Raw genomic sequence first — 19,569 nt, forward strand, 5'->3', positions numbered from 1 at the left:
TCACCCACGGAGAACGGAACCATGTTTAAAAAAGGACTACAATTTACCCACCCTACCCTGGCCGCTATACGGCGGCTGCAGCCTAAAATCGGTTTGTGCCTTTTGGCCACGGCGATGCTTAACCTACCAGGAATTGCCAGCGCTGACACACCCGAGCCAAATGAAGAACCTCGCAAGCAGTTAGCAGAATTTTTAAATGCCACCGACGCGAAATACGCTAAGCCGATGCAAACGGTTGATCTGCGTGAAACCCAAGACCCACTTAATCTGATTTACAGCGTTGAGCTTGAAAAGGCTCGCCCCAGCACACTGGTGGTTGATGAGATTAGCGAGAAGCAGATTACACGGGGCAATCGTTTTGAACCGAAAAAACAACCCAAACCGAACGATTCAACCGGCACACGAAATAAGATTGATGCGGAATTGTTGGCCTTATTAAAAGACAAGGGCGAGGCGCATCGAGACCGAGTAATGATCTCCTTTGCTAGCCAAGTGCGTGTGCCACGGTTTCCGGAACCGGCTGCCAATGAGCCGCGTAAGGGCAAGGCCAACCAGCAAGCAATGGAACGCACTCAAGCGCTGATTCGCGATCTGCAAGAACAACGTTCTAAATTCTATAATCCGCGTTATGAGATGCTCAAAAAGTACGAGATCGAGGTACTGCAAGAATTTTGGCTAATTGATGCGATGTTAGTCGACATGCCACTCGGCGCACTTAAAGCCCTAGCCAAGCGGCCAGATACGGTGTTCTTTGGCCTGAATCAAACGCAATATCTACCACCTGCGCCCGATGGCAATAGCAATAACGACGTGCAAGATGGCCGGGCAATAATTCGCAGTGACCCGTACTTTAATTTGGGTTTGAACGGCGGCTACATCGGTCTACTCGACACCGGAGTCCGCGATACACACGAAGTGTTCTCGTCACCCGACAATCTCGACTTTTTACGCGACTGCATTGACGGTGGTGCGAACTGCCGAACGGGTGCGATCACCACCACCGACATCTGGCCACATGGCACTTCGTCGGCGGCGATTATCTCAGGTGGATCAGGCGTCAGTGCGCCGCACCGTGGCGTGACCGACATCACCTTAGACAGCTTCCGAGTCTACCCTGCGCGAGGCGCCGGTGGCTCAACGCGCAGCGCCTCAGTTAATGCGTTCCAACAAGCCTTGGCGGTACTAGATCGTGTCATTGTTGGCGAACTGCAACTAGGTGGCGATCACTGGAGTGACGTGAGCTTAGCGGCCGATGCGGCATTTGATGCTGGCGCGGTGGTAGTCTCGGCTAATGGCAACGTAAGCAATGGCCCAGCGAACATTGCATCACCGGGCAATGCCCATCGCGGCATTGGTACGGGTCGTACTGACCTAGGGAGTAATGTGCCGAGCAATGATCAAATCGATGGCCCTACCGGCGATGGCCGCATAAAGCCAGACGTGCAAGCACCCTCGGTCACAGAGACCGCACGCGGTAGTGGTGACTCGAGCTACCGCACCTTCAGCGGCACCAGCGGTGCAACCCCCTATGCTGCCGGCGCAGCGGCACTTCTACGTAACTGGTTACGCAGAACTTCGTTCTCAATCGACCCAGGTCAGGTCTATGCACAATTGATTCTGTCTGGCCAACTGACCGGCCCAATGGACAACAATAACGGTGCTGGCATGCTTGGCTTACCAGTCAACGGCCGCGCCAGCTGGGGTAAAACCACAGTGTCCAAAGGCGACGTTATTCGTATTCCAGTCAATGTAAATGGCAACAATAATGTGGTGGTCGACGCCGCTCTATGGTGGCCAGAAGGTCACGAGGGACCGGTTTTAGGTAACAATGCAATGATTGCTGGCATGTTCGATAACTTTCACAGTGACATCGATTTACGCATTATTGATCCCAACGGAACGCTGCGCGGGGTATCGCAGAATGTGAACAGTGTGTTTGAGCGCGCGCGCGCTACTGGCACAATTCAAACTGGCCAATGGTTCATCGAGATACGTGGCTTTGATACCTGGGCGAGCAACCGCCCAGTGTATTGGGCCACCCACGTGTCCCGCACACGGTAAGCAACGCCGTCACGGTTAGATTCTGAGCGCGCGATGAATCACCTCCATTGCCCGCTTGTTGTTGTGTGTAGTTTAGACGCAAACACAACACCTAGTCCAAATGGCCCATTGTTTAACTTTATTAGTCGGCGCTAGACTAGTCCTCACATTGAAGACAGCAGTGGGTCAGAGCCCTTAAATTCGTTACAGCTTGGACACTTCATAGTTTCATAGTTTCCTCATTATTCTGTTCATATCATCGATTCGCTATACACTGGCTCGTGGTTGAGTAACTCCTTCACAACCAGCGGCGGTGTTAGGTTAAGCCCTAATCAAATAATCATGGCTAAAAACTAGTCACTCAATAACAAATCATAAATCGGCGAGATAGTTGGCAAGTCGGCCAAGATCAATTCATGCAGTGAAAAATCGACCTTTTCCACATTACCGTTCTCCGACTCTTCTCTTCTGGATTTCAAGACAAATAAACTGCTCCCAAGCTCAACGAACTGTGTTAATCCACTCTCATATCCGCTTCCAAATACCTTAGTATTGGTATTGGTCAGAAGGTCGTAAATTGATCTTTGCCCTCCGTTTGACGTAAGCACCAACTTATTATTCAGACAAGAATAGATTCCGGTTTCCGTATCGAGGGGAATCTCAACACGGTTAAATCGTTCATCGATGTAATTTATTGATGAGGCAGGAGAATAAGATGATCCTGAAAACCGCTCATAAAACAGCTTACCCCAAGTCTCACACCCCAAATATAAGTAAGTATTTTTATTGTATTCCAGATAAGTTGGAGACCGCAATGTGCCATCTGACAATACGAATATGTTCCGAGTATCGGGCTCCCAAATAAGGTGGTCTTGATATTCCTTGATGTGATCACAGCCGGCATCCGGATAATTTGGCATAACATCCACGCTCAAATTATTTGCTATTCGGATGACGTTATCGTGCGAGCAAACAAAAATGCCTTTTGAGGTCTTAGCGCTGCCACTAAATCTGGAATAATAAAAGACCATACTATCTTCTTTTAATAGACGCGTTTTCTTTGACTCGGGGTCTATTTCCCAATATTGCATTACTTGGGGGGCGTCACCGTTTTCTGGCGTTAAGTACACGCCAATTGCAGTCTTATCAGACTGTAAAGGGTTATCGAATACAAATTTTCTACCCCAATATTCCTCGCCATCCGGAAGAAAATCGTAAGTGATTGGCGAAAGTGTCTGTCTGCTGTGGTCAAAAATAAAATTACGTGAATCACCCGGTTGAACTTCACAGTAATCGCTTACTGAAATGTAAGAAAAGTTATTGACCACAAAGATCTCTGACCCGAACCCCAAACATGATTGCCACGGCCCCAAGCTCCCCCCGTATTCCACGCCAAAGTAGTTGATGAGTTTAACGCTTCCAGTTTGTGAATTGGCTAAAAACAGGTTCCCCATGACATCGACCCAAACTTCACGACTATTTGCCCTCGTAACACGAATAGACGTATCCCCTGGAGATTGGAGGCTGGCTACTTTGGATGCCTGCTTAGTCACTGCATCAAAGACGTACAAACCCTCTTCCCGGTAAGATCCAAAAACACCACCTTCTTCACTAGTTGGGACAACGAAAACCGCATGCCGCGGACCAATTTTATGTAGCCCATCAGTATAGCGATAGTCCAAATTATTGGGGTTTGGCGGATAATAGATTTCTTTACTCTTATAAACAGTCGCTGCCTGAATAGGCGAAGCGATTAACAAGGCTGTAAGGGCACACAGCAAAAAATGCCCGACTCTGGTTACTGTAGACTTTTGTTTTTTCATCATGATCTCTCCTGCAATCATTAACTCTGTTGCGTTTGATAATATCCCTTTCCATGTTGTAGTTTACTACAGATGTCCATTAAACCTAAGGGGTGAAACCTAAGGGGTCAGAGCCCTTTTTAAGAAATCTAAGGGGTCAGAGCCCTTTTGAGCCCTTTCGAGCTCTTTTCCTACTCTGACTTTCGTATTCTAGGCCGCCCTCGGCGCGCTTGACCCACCTTGCAAACCAGCTGACGCTCCACTTGCTCCAAAAAATAGTCATTCCCGAGTGGTGTTCCAGTCTGCCAACTGTCTCGAATTCGTCGCATATCTTGTGCACAAAGATCATATTTAAAGAGCTCTATGTAAGCGTCAGTCCGTTCACTCTTAGATGACCCTAAGCTTAAATAGATATCGTGACAGGTTAAAAACTCAATCGCCTTAGCGCCACCGTTGTGACAGAAGCTGGACCAACGATACAAATTTGGCGCATCAACCATGCTAGCCCTTACCGGATTGAGTTCAATGTACTTCATTACTTTTAGAAAGTAACCTTCCTCTTGAACTAAGCTAGCTTTGTATCGCCCCTCCCAAAGTGATCCGCTGCGGCCATATTTATGGTTGATGTAAGGCACATAGCGACGGCCAATATACTGCATAAATAAGCTTGGGTTATTTACCTCGCTGGGAGTAATAAGAAAATGCACATGATTCGTCATCAACACAAAGGCATGCACCGATACTTCATATTTTTTCGCAGACACTTTTACCCAATGTAGGTACGTTACGTAATCCTGACGATCAAAAAAGACAGGCTCGCGGCAGTGACCACGTTGAACAATATGAACCGGCACACCCGGCAAATAAAACCTCGATTTCCTTGGCATAGAATCCTCCTTGATTCTGTTTTTTCTCCGCTTGTCAGCGTATCACTTAACAAGTGGTTGTGTAAAAGGGCTCTGACCCCTTAAATTCCTTAAATTCTGACCCCTTAAATTAATTTTTCTCATACAAAACAGTCTTCGGAATCCTAGAGTAAACCTGCTGGCCAAGCCATTCAGCTGCAACCGATTTAAACTCAGGATCGTTCATATAGCGGGCAAAAAGATCCTCGTTCAGATCCATTCGCTCTATGAATAAAGACTCAAGAATCTCTCCAAAGACAAGCTGAAATTTACCAATTGGATTATTCTCAGCAGCTTGCCTGATGGCGTCGACTTGAGTTGCTGCTTCGGTAATTTGATCAAAGAACAATTGATCGGCTTCATTCAGGTTCTCACCAAATCGCTCATTAATCAGATCGATAAGGCGGGAGAGTGGAACGGCCTCCTCCCTAACCATGCCGCTTCCAACTTCTTTTGGGCCATCGAGAGGTTTTGCATAGCCCTCGTTTAAGCTAATTGATCCTTCGCTAATCTTCTGCAGGCGGTAGTATTCGAGCTGCACCTCGTCGTCGAACTGGTAATCTGGTCCCGACTTCCTCTTGGGCAGTTTGAGCGCAAGGTGTTTCAGATAGATGTAGAGTCGCTCGAGATCACTATCTTGATAAGGAATGACTTGGCTTAGGAATGCGTAGAGATTTCTAATCGCGTGAAGTTTTCCACGCCAAAGCTCGGCTTCTTCTTCAGCGCTCCTTTGTAAATCCTCGAATCGAGCCGAAGCTTTGTCCAGAATTGCATTCATAGCTTTATGATCGTTGGCACTTTGACGCTTGCGCGGGGCGAAAAAGACTCTGCAAAACTCCTCTACTTCATCGTTGCGATAAATGCCGGATTCATCCAACTCTGCTTTGATCTCATAGAGCCTCTCTGGTTCGACCTCCTCCCCGAGCGTGGCGCCGTCGAAATAGACTTTAAATGCCTCTTGGATTTCAGCGGGGTCATTAACAAAATCGAGAACGAACGTGTCCTCTTTGAGTGGATGGGTTCGGTTCAAGCGGGACAGCGTCTGCACAGCTTGAATACCTGCCAATCGCTTGTCCACATACATGGTGTGGAGCAATGGTTGATCAAATCCAGTTTGATACTTCTCTGCCACCAAAAGTACCTTGTATTCATTCCCTGAAAATTCTTCCGGCAAATCCTTCTCACGGATGCCATTATTCATCTCTACTTCGGTGTAAGTCTTATCCGGAATCTTGTCGTCGATCACACTTCCAGAGAACGCAACCAAGCTCTTTATTTCGTATCCCTTTTTCTTGATGTATTTATCAAAAGACTGCTTGTAGCGTACGGCTTCAAGCCTAGACCCAGTAACAACCATTCCCTTCGCGCGCCCACCAATTTTATGGCGACTGTAATTCTGGAAGTGCTCTACCATCACCTCTGTTTTCTGCGAGATGTTGTGCGGATGGAGTCGCATGTAGCGACTCAGAGCACGGGCTGCCTTCTTGCGTTCTACATTCGGGTCATCCTCACACGCTTTCAGCAATTTGTAGTAGGTCTTGTAGCTGACATAGTTCTTGAGCACGTCCTCGATGAAGCCTTCCTCGATGGCCTGGCGCATCGTGTATTTGCTAAAGGTCTTCCCATCTCGGCCAAATACTTTCAAGGTCTTGTGCTTCGGTGTCGCTGTAAAGGCAAAAAAACTAAGATTCGGCTGTTGACCTCGCTTGGCCATGCTGCGGAACATCTTCTCAAGATTTGATTCACCGTCATCTTCGGCTAACTCCTTCGCGGTCTCTCGCAACGCCTCACCACCTAGCACTTCCTTTAGGTCAGTGGCTGTTTCTCCGGATTGCGAGCTGTGCGCTTCGTCGATAATGACGGCGCAATTTCGGGTTGGCAGGTAACTGCGCTCTTCTCCGCGCTCCTCCGACATTTTGAGAAGCTGTTTTGAAACGAAAGGAAACTTTTGCAGCGTGGTAATAATGATCGGCACCGCATTTTCAAGCGCCTCTGCTAGCTGCCGTGAGTTCTCCTCGATTTTTTCGACCACACCTTGACGGTGGTCGAACTGGTATATCGTGTTCTGAAGCTGCTGATCGAGCACTAAACGATCGGTCACAACAATCACGCTATCGAACACTCGTTCATCTGAAGTGTTGTGTAGATTCGAGAGCCTATGCGCAAGCCAGCCAATTGTATTACTCTTACCGCTCCCAGCAGAATGCTCTACCAGATAATTGTTTCCAGTTCCCTCCACAGCCGAGGCCTCTACAATTTCTCGTACCGCCCGCAGTTGGTGGTAGCGAGGAAAGATCATAGTCTCCTTCTTTACTTTTTTACCCTCGTCCGTGCGCTTCTCCTCGACTTGCAAATGAAGAAAGCGTGCGAGTAGATCGAGCAGACTGTGACGCTCAAGAACTTCTTCCCAGAGGTAGGCCGTCCGGTAATTCCGGCCTTCCGGGTCAGGTGAATTTCCTGCACCGCCATCTCGGCCTCGATTAAAGGGCAGAAAATAAGTTGAGCCTCCCGCTAACCGTGTCGTCATGTGGACTACTTCGGTATCCACAGCAAAATGGACTAGCGAGCGTTTCTTAAACTCAAATATCTTCTCTCTGTGATCACGATCATGGCGATACTGGTGTATTGCATTCTCTGCCGTCTGTCTGGTTAACGGGTTCTTCAGCTCCAATGTGGCTATAGGCAATCCGTTTAGGCTTAAGGTCATGTCTAGGCTGTCTTTAGGGCGTTTGGTACTAAAATACAACTGCCTTGTGATGCCTAGAGCGTTCTCTGCGTAGCGTGCCTCCAATTCAGGGTTCAAGCCGTGTGCTGGTTTGAAAAAAGCGATTCGCAGCGTTTTACCGTAACACTTAAAACCATGTCGCAGTGTTGTCAGAACGCCGTGCGTATCCATCCACTTACACAGTGCAGCAATTACGCGTTCGCCGGTTTTTTCATTATGCAAGGTCTCGAGCTTAGCCCAAACATTGGGTTGGGTTTTCTGAATAAAGCTTAAGGCTACTTCGGGGAAAATTGCCAGTTCAGCATCAAACTGCTTCGACTTGTGCTTCACATAACCGTTCGACAGCAGAACTGCTTCAATAGCCGTCTCAAATGTTAATTCAGAGGTTGTTTTCATGCTTCTAGATACTGTTTCGCCACTGAGGCAATTACGAATGAGAATTCAGGAAGTTTGTCGTTTGAAGACTGCTCTACAGCTTGGACCACCCGTTCAAAATCTTCTCGTGTCACAATGACTTCGGGGTCGAGAAAACTATCGAGCGCTGCTTTTCTCCAGCCTTTCAGTGTATCGTGATTAAGGTGTAATACCTCTACCGCGTGTTTAGCATCTGGATCGAGTGCACTTACCCCGCCGTCGACCTCATGAAATCGAAATCTTTCTTCGCATCCATCTTGTGTTGGCCATATACGAAGTTCATTGTCAGCTTTATAAACAGCACCAAAATGTTCCTCCTTCACACCCCGAACCTCGAGGGCCGCAATCATATTGTGATAGGCTAAATCATCGCAAAGATCGCAGCCGTACTCCAACCCAGCGGCATCGAGTTCGGCCTTGCATGCTTCCTGGCACTTCAGGTGCTCGATATGATTGGAATATGCGATCTTAGGTCGCGGAACCTGAAGATTTTCGATTCGTTCGTCAATGGGGGCTCCAGTGTAACCACAGATTCCAAACTGCTCCCGCGTGAGTAGTTCATGAAGCTGCTTCTTTCCAGGGTTCTTAAACTCCGGATAGCAAAGATTTACCACAGGAGGGCCCGACTGCAGCTGCAGCTCGATAAATTCGCTCAAGCAATCGGGTGTGCCAGCTTGTTTTTCAATCCGCCTCATTTTCCAAGCAGGCGTATGCGGTCTAAGCTTGAAGCGGCTCGTTGGATCGCCGCGGTATTGCCAATGGTGTCGCGAAGTGCTGCGATTTTTTTAGCTGCCGATTCGAGATTTTTTTCTGCGAGAAGTTTGGAAATCTCGCCGATAGCTTGTTCCACCTCCGCGTTCTGGTCGTCGGCATCCATCAAGACATCTAGAATCCAATTGGAGTCCGCTCCGAATGCCATACCTGGGGTTTCGGCCAAGATTTTCCCTTCTCGCTTGTAAAAAAGCTTTACCCCCCTCGACTCAACTTCCCCGATTATTTGCGGCGAATGTGTAGTGGCGATAAACTGGCAATTCTCAAAGGTAGACTCCAGTCGGCGAAGCACTTCCCGCTGCCATTTCGGGTGGAGGTGCAGTTCAACTTCATCAATCAGGACAATTGCCTTTCCTTCAGCGATAGGGTTCTCGCTTTCTGGGTTAGCAAGTGAAAGGCGGCGTGTCAAATCAAAAACCATTGCCAAAAGGCCGCGTTCACCGTCTGACAACTGTGTCAGTTGCAATGTTGCCCCACCTTTATCGACAAGGAATCGAAGTGGCCCTTTATCGGACAATCGGAGATTGCTGAACTCGGGAATGAACTCTGAAATAACCTCGACCATTCGACCAGCAATTCTGACTCCCTTCTCACTTTCGGAGGCGAAGTGAAACCAGTGGGCAAATTCCTTCAAGCTGACGTCTAGGTCTTCGAGGGCGTTTGAGTATGCCTTGGCTATCGTAAACGGGCGGGTTTTCGGAATCGATTTGAACTCATCGTTGAAAAAACGCTTGGTCGAGTAGTAGACCGCCACTGGCTGTCCTTCGCGATTCCGCAGGCCCGCCATGAATGCTTTTTCAGCCCTTGTCTGTGCTGTTGAATCATCGACTGCTGGCGTAACGTCCATGCCGCTCACAATGAGGTTTAGGATGTCTTCACCCTCGGTGAGGGTTCGTTTCAACGATACGATATTCCGCTGGATCTTCGCCTGTTCCTTCTCGCGGTCGCGCTTGTTGCCGCCCTCAACCTTTCGCAGTTCGTTTAGTCGATCGCTCAATTCATTAACGAGTGTGTTTGTCTTCTCTCTGTTCTCTAGAGATCGCCTGATCGAGTAATCCAGAACCTTTCCTTCAACCTCCATCTTGGCAGAAGCAATTAATGATTCTGATCCAAATCGGACGTCCGCATCTGAAAATTTCAGTTCACTACTTCGTGCAGGAGTTGTGTCCCGTACAGCATGAGAGAGTATAGTTGCCAGCACACAGAGGACCGACGATTTACCAATCCCATTCTCACCAGCAATAACGTTAACATCGTCTTCAAAGCTGAAATCAACCTGTTCAAAGCCACGGAAATTCGCCAAACTTATTGATTTGAGCTTCATGCGACCATTTCCTCCAATGGAATTTCTCCGTTCACGGCAGCGGTGATGAGTGCGGAACGACGCTCTTTAAGAAGCCTTATGGAGTCAATAAGTGCCTCCGTAAGCTTTGTAGTCTTATCTCGAAAAACGGCGACTTCGGCAACAATTGCTTCCTGTTCTTCGTGAGGTGGAACGGGGAAACGAATCTCGAAAAAGTTCTCAGGGTAGAGCCTCAAGCGCGAAGACCAAACGCCTTTTGACCATCTTGTCACTTCCGCTACAAAGGGTTTGGAGCGGCAAAGAAGCTCCATGAACTCTGGAAGAATTTTTCCTTTCGATTCATAGACATGGTAGTCGGGACTGACAATGCCATCAAGCGGGCTGATTCCCATAGCACCCATCCACGCCCAGAGCGTATTGGTCACAAAGTCGTCTTTCTGGCACTTTTTATAGCCCGTCATGCTCTCAGCCAAGAACATATTGACTTCCTTTGAAGCCCGAGAGGTCACTCCCGTGATATGAGAAACACTGAGCAACTCTTCATCGCCTTCTTTGGATCGCTCATCGCGCACTGAGAAGAGATTCTTTGCCCGCTCGATTTCCCAATGCTGCGGAATGTCGCGGAGCCAGTCGAGTCCAGAGGATTTGATCGGAGCTTCCGGATTGAGCCCTCTAGTAACCAAATTATTGATCAGAGCCGAGCGTTTTTGCCCTATAAGATCTAGCATTGATTCTTTTGCTTCGACCAAGCTGTCGATTCGAGCGGTCTCTGAATCAAGAAAGTCTGCAATCTTTAACTGATTTGGAAGTGGTGGAAGAGGAATCTTGGCAGCACCAATCGCTCCTTTAGGAAGCCCGCAACGTGTGACCCCAGTAGACGCTAGCTCAAGTTGGAGGGCGACTGGTCGCGATTGTATAGCGCGAAACAAGTATCGTCCTGACAAGACTCCGGGCTTGGAGCGGATAAAAGCAAGATGGTAGCCGCAAACGAGATCATCGGCAGTTTCTGAAATAAGCGCTGGAACCGCAATGTCACTCCACTCTTCTGAATCCTTCGTAATCACGACATCCTCTTCTTCGAGGTGAAATTTAGAAATCTCATTTTCCGTAGCAGTTGCCCACATCAGCTCCATATCTAGAGTGATACGTTCGTTTTTATAGACATCGGTGTAGTTGCAAAGCCGAACGGCTAATTCGTCGTCATGCGCGTGTTTATCAACATTGCTTACCTCGTAAGTAGCTACTGATTTCAAAGGCACCGACTTCCAAGAGACTGGAAGTGTTGAGCAAAGCAGCATTGAAGAGGTCACTGCGTCACCTCTTGAAGCATTTCAAGAATTTTGCTTTCGACGGTAGCTAACTCCTTATCGATTTCCTCCAAGCTGCGCGGTTCCTGATAGCTGAAGAACTCCCGGTTAAAATTGAGCTCGTAACCGACCTTGCCGATGCCTCCGTCCTTTTCGTCGCAGAGTTTAGCATCGGCATTTATCCAGGAGTCGGCAAAATATGGGCGGACTTCACGGAGAAAGAAGGCGACGATGTTTTCGTCTAACGGCACGTTCTCGTTATCGCGTAGTTTCGGGTCGGCTTCGTATTGAATTGCCTGGCCATTCTTGCCTTTGCTCTCATTAACAACACCAAAGACTTGATCGAGCTCACTCAATTCGAGATTGCCAATGAGCTTTTGTCCAGGGAACTCCCCTTTGCCTACGATGCCGGAGAAACTGCCGCGTTTAGCGATGACCTGCTCGGCATCTGGATCTGTCTCCGTAAAACAGTCGCGGAAAAATTTCTTCTGCTTAGTGCCCTTGGCTCCTGAGTCCCAACCTGTTTCACAACCCTTGACGATGCGCTGCACATCGACCCATGTTTGATTCCAGTCGAGATATGGTTCTGTACCCAATTCTTCTTCGATGGCTTCTACCGCATCGAAGAGTTCAGGGCAGGCATTGAGAAAGCTTTCCTTGGCATCGTCGGTTACCTGAAAGCGCAAGCGTAGAGGCCGCTCGATTGTGATTCTGCGATAACCGAAGTCGGCGTTGTCAAAAAGCTTGCTGGTATCACTTTCTGCGAAAGTGCCGTGCTCGCGTGTAAGGGTATTGATGGTCTCTGCATCAAGGTAACGGCGTTTGTCGCCAAGGCTGCGTTTCATCGGCGTCCAGCGGTCGCGGCTGTCGATGAGCTGGATTTTACCTTTGCGCTTCTTTTCTTTTCGATTGGTGACGACCCAAATGAAGGTTCCGATGCCTGTGTTATAGAACATCTGCTCCGGCATGGCGACGATGGTCTCAAGCCAGTCGTTTTCGATGATCCAACGACGAATGTCACTCTCCCCTGAACCTGCACCACCAGTAAATAGAGGTGAGCCATTAAAAACGATGGCGATACGTGTGCCACGCTTGTTTTTCTGCGGATCAGGCGACGGGCGGAAGTCCTGCCGCTTAGATAGCATGTAAATCAGAAAAAGGAGTGCGCCGTCATTCACGCGCGGGAGCTTACCATCATAGCCGTGAAAGTCTTTCCACTTTTTGATCTCCTTCTGCTCAGCCTTCCAATCCACTCCGAAGGGCGGGTTGGCTAGGAGGTAGTCAAAGCCTTCAATATCATCGAAGGGCGCATCAGTGAGAGTATTGCCAAGTTCTACTCGACTGTCTTTGTGTCCCTTAATAAGCAAATCTGAAGCAGCAACAGCGAAAGAGCGCGGGTTGTAGTCCTGACCAAAAACCTTAACGATGGCATTTTCGTTGTGTTCTCGGATCCAGTTCTGCGCTTCGGCAAGCATCCCGCCTGTGCCGCAAGCAGGGTCGCAGATAGTCACAATAGGGCTACCATTGGTGAGTAAGTCGTCGTCCGGCTCCATGAGCAAATTGACCATGAGCTGAATGACCTCGCGCGGTGTAAAGTGATCCCCAGCAGTTTCGTTGGCAGCCTCATTGAACCGCCTAATGAGATCCTCGAAGACGAGCCCCATGGTGATGTTATCCACTCGATCTGGATGTAAATCCATCTCAGCAAACTTGGAAACAACGAGATAGAGCCGGTTTGACTCCTCCATTTTTTCGATTTCTTTATCGAACTCGAACTTGTCAAAGATGTCGCGAATATTCTGCGAAAAACCGTTAATGTAGTCTTGGAGATGGCGCCCGATATTATCGGGGTCGCCCTTAAGCTTTTGGAAGTCGAGCGGACTGTGGTTGTGGAAACCGAGCTCAGTCCCTTTAGTATCTTTAGCAATCCTGTTCAACGTCGGATCGAGGTCCTTAAGTTTTCCACTAGCTAGAAGTTTTGCATGGGAAGCAAGCACCTGTTCCTTGGTGTTGGCCAATACGCAATCAAAACGCCGTAGCACGGTAAGAGGCAGCATAACCCGCTCGTATTGAGGCGGACGATATGGGCCACGAAGCAAATCAGCTACGGACCAGATGAAATTTGCGATTGGTTGGAAGTCTTGTGTGCTCATGCAGCAACACCCATATAGCTAAGAAAATACTTAGCTGATACTAAAAAGTCAGAGCGAAACAGTGAGGAGTTAATCATTTTTCTGGGGCACATCCATAATTTATCTGATTGAATAGGTATGAGTTAATACAATGCGGCTTTCATCCTACTTATACCAATTTTGGTTTATTGAAAATAGGTTCACCTTAACCTTTCTGGTGCTGCTGCTGCATATTTTTTCCACTTGCACTGATAATGCCTAAAAACGATGAAATCAACGATAAAACTTATGCAAACAACGACAACGGTCGAGGCTACTATCGCATCGAAGCTACAGCTTAATTCAACGCCAAATTCACTATTGAGAATTAAACCAAAGAATAGAAGAGCCTTTATCACTATCAACGCCCAAAAGAAAATGAAATGGAACTCCGGCATCCAATTCCAGAATTTAGTGTTCTTTATTGGGTTGAATCTTCCGATGAAGTAATTTTCGTCTTCGCCTTTTTCAGATAGCATCACACCAGCCTTTACGCGGATATTACATGCAACTAATTGATCGCGTCGAAACCCAAGAGCCATATTTGAAATCAGGGCAATCGAAAGCGAGAGCAATGCGGCCGCAAGTGCTAAAAACCCATAAATCGTCTCTGGCGTTACTCTAATGCCAGCTTGTTCTTCATTAATGCCTACGCGGACGTATAAATAGCCGAATCCGATTAGCACCGTCAGCAGTACGGTGAGCACCTGTAAAAACAGAGATTGATGGTGATTTTGATTTTGGGCAAATTGCGCATGAAACGAAGTTACCAGTTCTTTACCAATACTCGTACACTCTTCAAACATATTAGTTTTTTTACGCATTTCATTTCTCCCTTTATCTCTTGCTTTTTAGCTTATATGTGGCAATGGCTTATAGCTTCGTTGATCTTTCTGTTCAATTTAAGGGGAGAGCGACTCAGCGCATCACAAAAGGATATTTTCCCGATGCCATTCTAAATAGTGGCGTTTTGGAACTGACATTTGCACCGCATTGATCCTACTAGCATGACCGATGACACCCATTTTTGACAAAGCCGTTTTGTCTAAAATATCGGAAAGCACGACCTCTCCGCTGTTTTCGAAACTAATATAGCCTTTGTCGAACAAGTGATCCACCGTAGGCGTTAGGATGAAACCGTTTTGCGGGTCGAGCTTTTCAGCGTCGTTTGCGCTTCGCCAAGGTTTGATGTGACTCGCAATTAAGTGCTCAGCACGAGCAACACCGGTAATTCGGCAACGTTGCTCAACCCGAAGAACATCTTGTCTGAACTGGCCCTGGCCTCGTCGCGCCTTTATTAGGGTAAGACGATCAGTTGGCGAGAGTGAATCATTTGACTCAATCTTACTTTGAATTTGATCCTCCCACTCCTCTATTCGCTCAAACACTTGTGGCACAATTACAGTTTCTGCATTCACTTTGTTTTGGCGCACCAGTTCAACGGCATGTTGATCTATTAATTCTGCCAGCGCAAGCGCTAAATGTTGGTCAATTTTGAATAAATATGCTTGATTTGCATGACCGTTTGTCGCTTGCAATGGGGAGTATTGCTTAGGTAGTAAATTTCGCAGACTGTTAATGTGGTCAATGGTTCGAACCGGGCTGGTTAGCCGAGTGTATCGAACATCGACCTTCCAGCCTTCATCAGACCAATTTGCGCCAGCGTTGCCAAACTCATCTGGTTTGGGGAAACTGTAGTGGTGAGTTTGCGCAACACCTATTGCCATAATTGCACTGTTGGCATATGAAAATATAACGTCGCCTTGGCGCACTTTCTTCATAAACTCATACGAGAAATTACGTCGACCGTCAGACTGTAATTTGGGTGACCAAAGATAACCGTCTCCGTTACCGACTTCTTGAGCGAAGGTTTGCTTTTGATTTACCCACCAGTAGTTCATGGCTATTGATCAACCAATGCAAAGCATAGTGAACCTCGAACACACTTGCGCTTAAGCCTTCCTGCCATAAATCCCCCGCCCCTTTCAAAGACATATTGATCTTTCCCAAGTCTACAGTTCAACGCTTATTGAGAAAACCCACCTTTGTCGCTTAATTACCACTGCGCCGCGACGCTGCCCCCCCCCCCCCCCCCCAAATTTGAATCCAAAAGCCCAAATTATGTATCTAAGTTAATGAGAGCGCGATTTGTGTTCGGCGCTTTGTAACTTAATTACCTAGCGAGGGAAATTCAATGAGCGCATTAGCGACCACCACTTCAAACACTACTGGCAGTAGCGAATATAAGGGCCATGCCTTGGTGTCTTAGAATTTAAGGGGTCAGAGCCCTTTATGGGTAGTATTCGAGGACCTATCCTCTAAGCCCATGTGGCACATCTCCAACTACCTTTCTGCCCCGCTGATTTAAAAATTTGCTTTCTCTAAGACACTAAATTTTCATTGCTCGAATTGCTCAACGACAGTAAGCCCCTTTACATTTCCATAGTCAGTTAGTACGTTTTTGGAAAGATCATTTTCTTGCGACGCTTCTGATGCTGTTTCGAAATAGGTCAACAACGGAGGTTTACCGTCTTGAATGAGTGTACTGGTATCTCTGGTCGATTCAGGCAGGTTTTGTTCTGCCCATCGAGCTACTGACTGAACCAACCCGGACTGATTCATTAAAGCCGGACAAAAAATACAATGCAATGGCTTCAGCTGAGCCAAAAGAGCCGCCAATGATTTTGGCTTGTTCTTCAACGCATGGTTGCGCTTGACGAAATGAGGATTTAACAATGAAGCACCATAGTGCGTAATGCTATTGGAAAACGTTTTGCATGATGAAGACTTGTCATACTTCCTATTTTCCCAATTTAAATACAGCGCATACAACGGGATTAAAGACTCATTTTTCGCATGCTGAATCAACAGGTCTACCTGCTTTTGTTTTGTCTTATGATTCTGGTAGTACAGCTTCTCAAAGCTCCCCTTTTTGAAGTTCATTACTTTGGCTTGAATTAAGAACCCAAACCATTGGCCTGATGGATCGGTAAACAACCACGCCCAATCCGCGCCTGTTGATCCCTCTTCGTACTGTGTGTAGTGGTGAATCTTTATTGAATGATTGTGCTTATCTAGCCAATATTTGAAGTTTAAGAGATAAAAATCAGTAATGGAATTTTCACCTAACTGCATTCCACTCTCGCGCCCTAGGCGGCAATGGTGCCATACGTACTGCGACCCTCTTCGCGCAATGTCAGCTAACGACCAGGAATGTAAATTAATACTCAACGCTTTATACCCCACTTTAAAATTAACACTCGCATCCAACTAACTTAGTTCATAACATGACGGCATCGCGGAAAGTTAGAACAACCCCAGAACACTTTCCCCGTTTTTTGCGCCGTGCGTTCAACCAACTTAACATCACAATTCGGGCAAGAAGGCGTTGTGTAATCGCCTACGGTAATTTCTCTCAACAAGGCTTGCTGCCGAGCCTCATTCAGCTTTTCAATTTCAGCTAATATCGCGGCACTGCCCTGGGACTTTATTGAAACGGTAGAAAGCGCCAAAAACTCTTTCGCCGCTTTTGATAACTCGCCTGAGTACATCAGCAAACCGAGTTTGAGTTGCTCGGACGCGACCACGCCTTGTAGTTCTCGTAACACGCTTACGCCGATCTGTTTCTTGCCCCAGCTTTTGCATTGCACCGCACCAATCTTTTGTTTGGTGCTGTTGGCGTAGAGGTAGAAGTCGACACCGCCATCCGCGCCTGCGTTGGTTTCTTTGGCTGAGAAGCCTTTTTCTTCCCATAGGCGAGTGCAGAGTTTTTCAAACACACGCCATTCGAGTTGGTTGATGAGTGCTTCGCTCCACTCGGTGGGTTTGGGCATATCGTTGGCGCGAATTGAGTCGATCTTGGCTTTAGGTTTTGTTGGTCTCTGGGCTTTCTGATAGCTCTGTTTCTTTTGCGGTTTAGCTTTCGAACTATTTTGCGCCGCTAAAAACCGGATCACAGCCATTACAGCCACAAAACATATCAGCAGGATCAGCGGTGTTTTAAGCGTACTAAGTACCGCCGCAGCGACTGGGTTCGATGAAGATCCGTTTAGCATAAAAAATGCCACCGCCAAGATGATGATTATGCCTACCGCTTCTGCGCCAGCTGACTCCTTGCTCTTTCTTCTCCTCGCCATTGATTGTCTCCCCCCCCTACGAAGAAGTAATGCTCATTGACTCGTTTAGCGATATTTCGCTCTCAAAAAACTGAATGTCTCAGACTTAAGATTTGTCAACTTTAGCAGACAGCGACTGGTTTGGAAAAATAGTTTTGATTAGCTCGCGTGGTTTGAGTGTGGCAAAAACATTCGGCTACTGCGTTTTAACAATCATTACCTCGTTGGTTCGTGCTAAGGCCAACTATTTTGAACGGGCCAAACTACCCGTTTGGATAGTAGATAAATAGCTGGTGAGTGCGTAACGTATCGCCGCAATGGCTGTTCACGATGCGTTAGGTCACTGGCACAGAATTGAAGAGCCGACAATCAAACTACGTAACCAAGTATTTTGTCTTACACAAGACAAATGGGTATTTAACGTCTTTTGATATTCGCAACTAAACCTTAGACCACACATAGGCAAAACGCTCATGGCTTTAATTTCCAAATTACGCAAAAAACACTTAGCCGTTGTTATTAGCTCTCTTATCTGCGCCTCAGCTGATGCAGCCACTATTTTGTTCGACAACGTGAAGGACAACGATGCGTTATGCACATTCCGTGAAGCCATTGAGTCTATAAACAATGGAGCACTCGAAGCCGGATGCTTTAAATTTAACGGAGATTTTGGTGATAACGACAAAGTATCAACACTAATGCTGAACCAGAACCTTGTGATTGAGCTGAACTCGGCCATCAACATCACCCATGATGTGACTATTGCCCTGCCGCCCCTTCACACGGTCACGCTTGACGCAGGCAACAACGACAGAGCAATGACAATATCGAACTCTGCCCAAGTTGTTATTGACCGAGTTACCGTTACCGGAGGTAGCGTAGCCGATGAAGGCGGCGGCATTCTGGTGCAGGGCTCAAGCGGCCTATTTCTGAATAATTGCTCAATTCATGGAAACTTTGCAGCCAGCAACGGCGGGGGGATTTCAGTCACAGGATCAAGCGAAATTCGCTTGCACAACTGTTCAATACGGAATAATTACGCAGGCGGGACTGGCGGTGGACTAAGAGTGTTGTCATCCGAAGTACAGCTGGTTAACAGTGACATTTCAGGAAACCAAGCAGCGGGGCTAAGCGGCGGAGCTGGGCTAATTGCCGATGCCACAAACGGCCAGATCGCCTATAGCTCGGTGTCGGGCAACATAGGGGGCGGCGTTAAGATTAGCAATGATAGTAATTTTTATATAATCAATAGCACACTGTCGGCCAACTCGAGTAACCCGGCAATACATGTACACGCCGGCGGCCAAGCGATGTTACTTAACAATACTATTACCGGCAACTCCACCACTGGCCTGGCTGGCGGCGGACTAACGGTAACTGGCGAGACATCGGAAGTGTTTGCCACCAACAATATTTTTTCTGGGAATTTCGCAAAAAATGGAATTCTCAGATCGGAGATCGGCCGATTTGCTGGCACGGTTCATACAGCAGGCAACCTTATTGGAACTATTGACACCATTAACAACGACGCTATTTTGGGGATAACCTTGTCCAACACCGACATCACAGCCACCAGCGACGGCGACTACCCAACGCCGTTAACCTCAATCTTAGACACCTTAGCCGCCAATGGCGGCCCAACAAAAAGCCATGCATTAAAGCCATCCAGCCCAGCCATCGGCGCCGGGGTAAAAAACGACTGCCCTACGAAGGATAAACGAGGTGAATCACGCACGTCATGCGACATTGGATCCTATGCCTTTTACGACCCTAGCTTCTTTGTGGTTCCGCTAAGCAACGGCAAAGCCGCAATTTTCAGTTTGTAATGAGGTATTTGAAGCTAAAGCATTTTGTTCACGCGCGGGGCTTGCAAGATACTTAACTGAAACTTGATTTTTCCTAGCAATTGGCTGGTTCAATCCGAGAGGCTTGCAGCTCTCTCCGTGGGGCCCGGCATAAGCATGACCGAATTCGATTATTCGATTCATTTTGAATAACCGAAATAGCAACTTGAGG

13 protein-coding genes are annotated in these 19,569 nt (G+C 47.5%); 2 read left to right on the plus strand and 11 right to left on the minus strand.

The features are described 5' to 3' along the window. Positions 1-114 precede the first annotated feature (114 nt). Entirely contained in the window at positions 115-2,061 is a 1,947-nt protein-coding gene (locus DFR28_RS01375; RefSeq protein ID WP_170131926.1) for a S8 family serine peptidase, read from the plus strand. 332 nt (positions 2,062-2,393) lie between these two features. Here the strand turns inward: DFR28_RS01375 and DFR28_RS01380 are convergent, their stop codons facing one another. The 11 genes from DFR28_RS01380 to DFR28_RS01430 all read right to left on the minus strand — a co-directional run bounded on the left by DFR28_RS01380 (position 2,394) and on the right by DFR28_RS01430 (position 17,574). Beyond that, entirely contained in the window at positions 2,394-3,863 is a 1,470-nt protein-coding gene (locus DFR28_RS01380; RefSeq protein ID WP_147250893.1) for a hypothetical protein, read from the minus strand. 170 nt (positions 3,864-4,033) lie between these two features. Then, complete coding sequence (locus tag DFR28_RS01385) at positions 4,034-4,729, minus strand: transposase (RefSeq protein WP_113952510.1); 696 nt, start codon at positions 4,727-4,729, stop codon at positions 4,034-4,036. Positions 4,730-4,838: 109 nt separating this feature from the next. Beyond that, positions 4,839-7,868 carry a type I restriction endonuclease subunit R gene (locus DFR28_RS01390; protein ID WP_113952511.1) on the minus strand — a complete coding sequence of 1,010 codons (3,030 nt, stop codon included), beginning with the start codon at positions 7,866-7,868 and terminating at the stop codon, positions 4,839-4,841. After that, positions 7,865-8,581 (minus strand): hypothetical protein, encoded by a 717-nt coding sequence (locus tag DFR28_RS01395; protein WP_113952512.1) that lies wholly within the window; start codon positions 8,579-8,581, stop codon positions 7,865-7,867. The genes DFR28_RS01390 and DFR28_RS01395 overlap by 4 nt, the downstream gene beginning before the upstream one ends. After that, complete coding sequence (locus tag DFR28_RS01400) at positions 8,578-9,981, minus strand: AAA family ATPase (protein ID WP_113952513.1); 1,404 nt, start codon at positions 9,979-9,981, stop codon at positions 8,578-8,580. The genes DFR28_RS01395 and DFR28_RS01400 overlap by 4 nt, the downstream gene beginning before the upstream one ends. Beyond that, complete coding sequence (locus DFR28_RS01405; RefSeq protein WP_281268357.1) at positions 9,978-11,258, minus strand: restriction endonuclease subunit S; 1,281 nt, start codon at positions 11,256-11,258, stop codon at positions 9,978-9,980. Before DFR28_RS01405 ends, DFR28_RS01400 begins: the two co-directional genes overlap by 4 nt. 8 nt (positions 11,259-11,266) lie before the next feature. After that, positions 11,267-13,420: a type I restriction-modification system subunit M gene (locus DFR28_RS01410; protein WP_113952515.1), complete on the minus strand. Its 2,154-nt coding sequence runs from the start codon at positions 13,418-13,420 to the stop codon at positions 11,267-11,269. A gap of 179 nt (positions 13,421-13,599) precedes the next feature. Then, positions 13,600-14,262 (minus strand): hypothetical protein, encoded by a 663-nt coding sequence (locus DFR28_RS01415; protein ID WP_113952516.1) that lies wholly within the window; start codon positions 14,260-14,262, stop codon positions 13,600-13,602. A 102-nt stretch (positions 14,263-14,364) separates the two neighbouring features. Continuing rightward, positions 14,365-15,339 carry an HNH endonuclease gene (locus DFR28_RS01420; protein WP_113952517.1) on the minus strand — a complete coding sequence of 325 codons (975 nt, stop codon included), beginning with the start codon at positions 15,337-15,339 and terminating at the stop codon, positions 14,365-14,367. Positions 15,340-15,835: 496 nt separating this feature from the next. Further along, the gene (locus DFR28_RS01425) at positions 15,836-16,573 is read right to left on the minus strand and encodes a DUF6615 family protein (protein ID WP_113952518.1); all 738 of its coding nucleotides are present in this window, start codon (positions 16,571-16,573) and stop codon (positions 15,836-15,838) included. 140 nt (positions 16,574-16,713) lie between these two features. Then, entirely contained in the window at positions 16,714-17,574 is an 861-nt protein-coding gene (locus DFR28_RS01430; RefSeq protein WP_113953370.1) for a restriction endonuclease, read from the minus strand. 452 nt (positions 17,575-18,026) lie between these two features. Between DFR28_RS01430 and DFR28_RS01435 the strand changes: the two genes are divergently transcribed. Beyond that, the gene (locus tag DFR28_RS01435; RefSeq protein ID WP_113952519.1) at positions 18,027-19,379 is read left to right on the plus strand and encodes a right-handed parallel beta-helix repeat-containing protein; all 1,353 of its coding nucleotides are present in this window, start codon (positions 18,027-18,029) and stop codon (positions 19,377-19,379) included. Positions 19,380-19,569: the final 190 nt, after the last annotated feature.

This window comes from Arenicella xantha, from assembly GCF_003315245.1.
GTDB classification, from domain to species: Bacteria; Pseudomonadota; Gammaproteobacteria; order Arenicellales; family Arenicellaceae; genus Arenicella; species Arenicella xantha.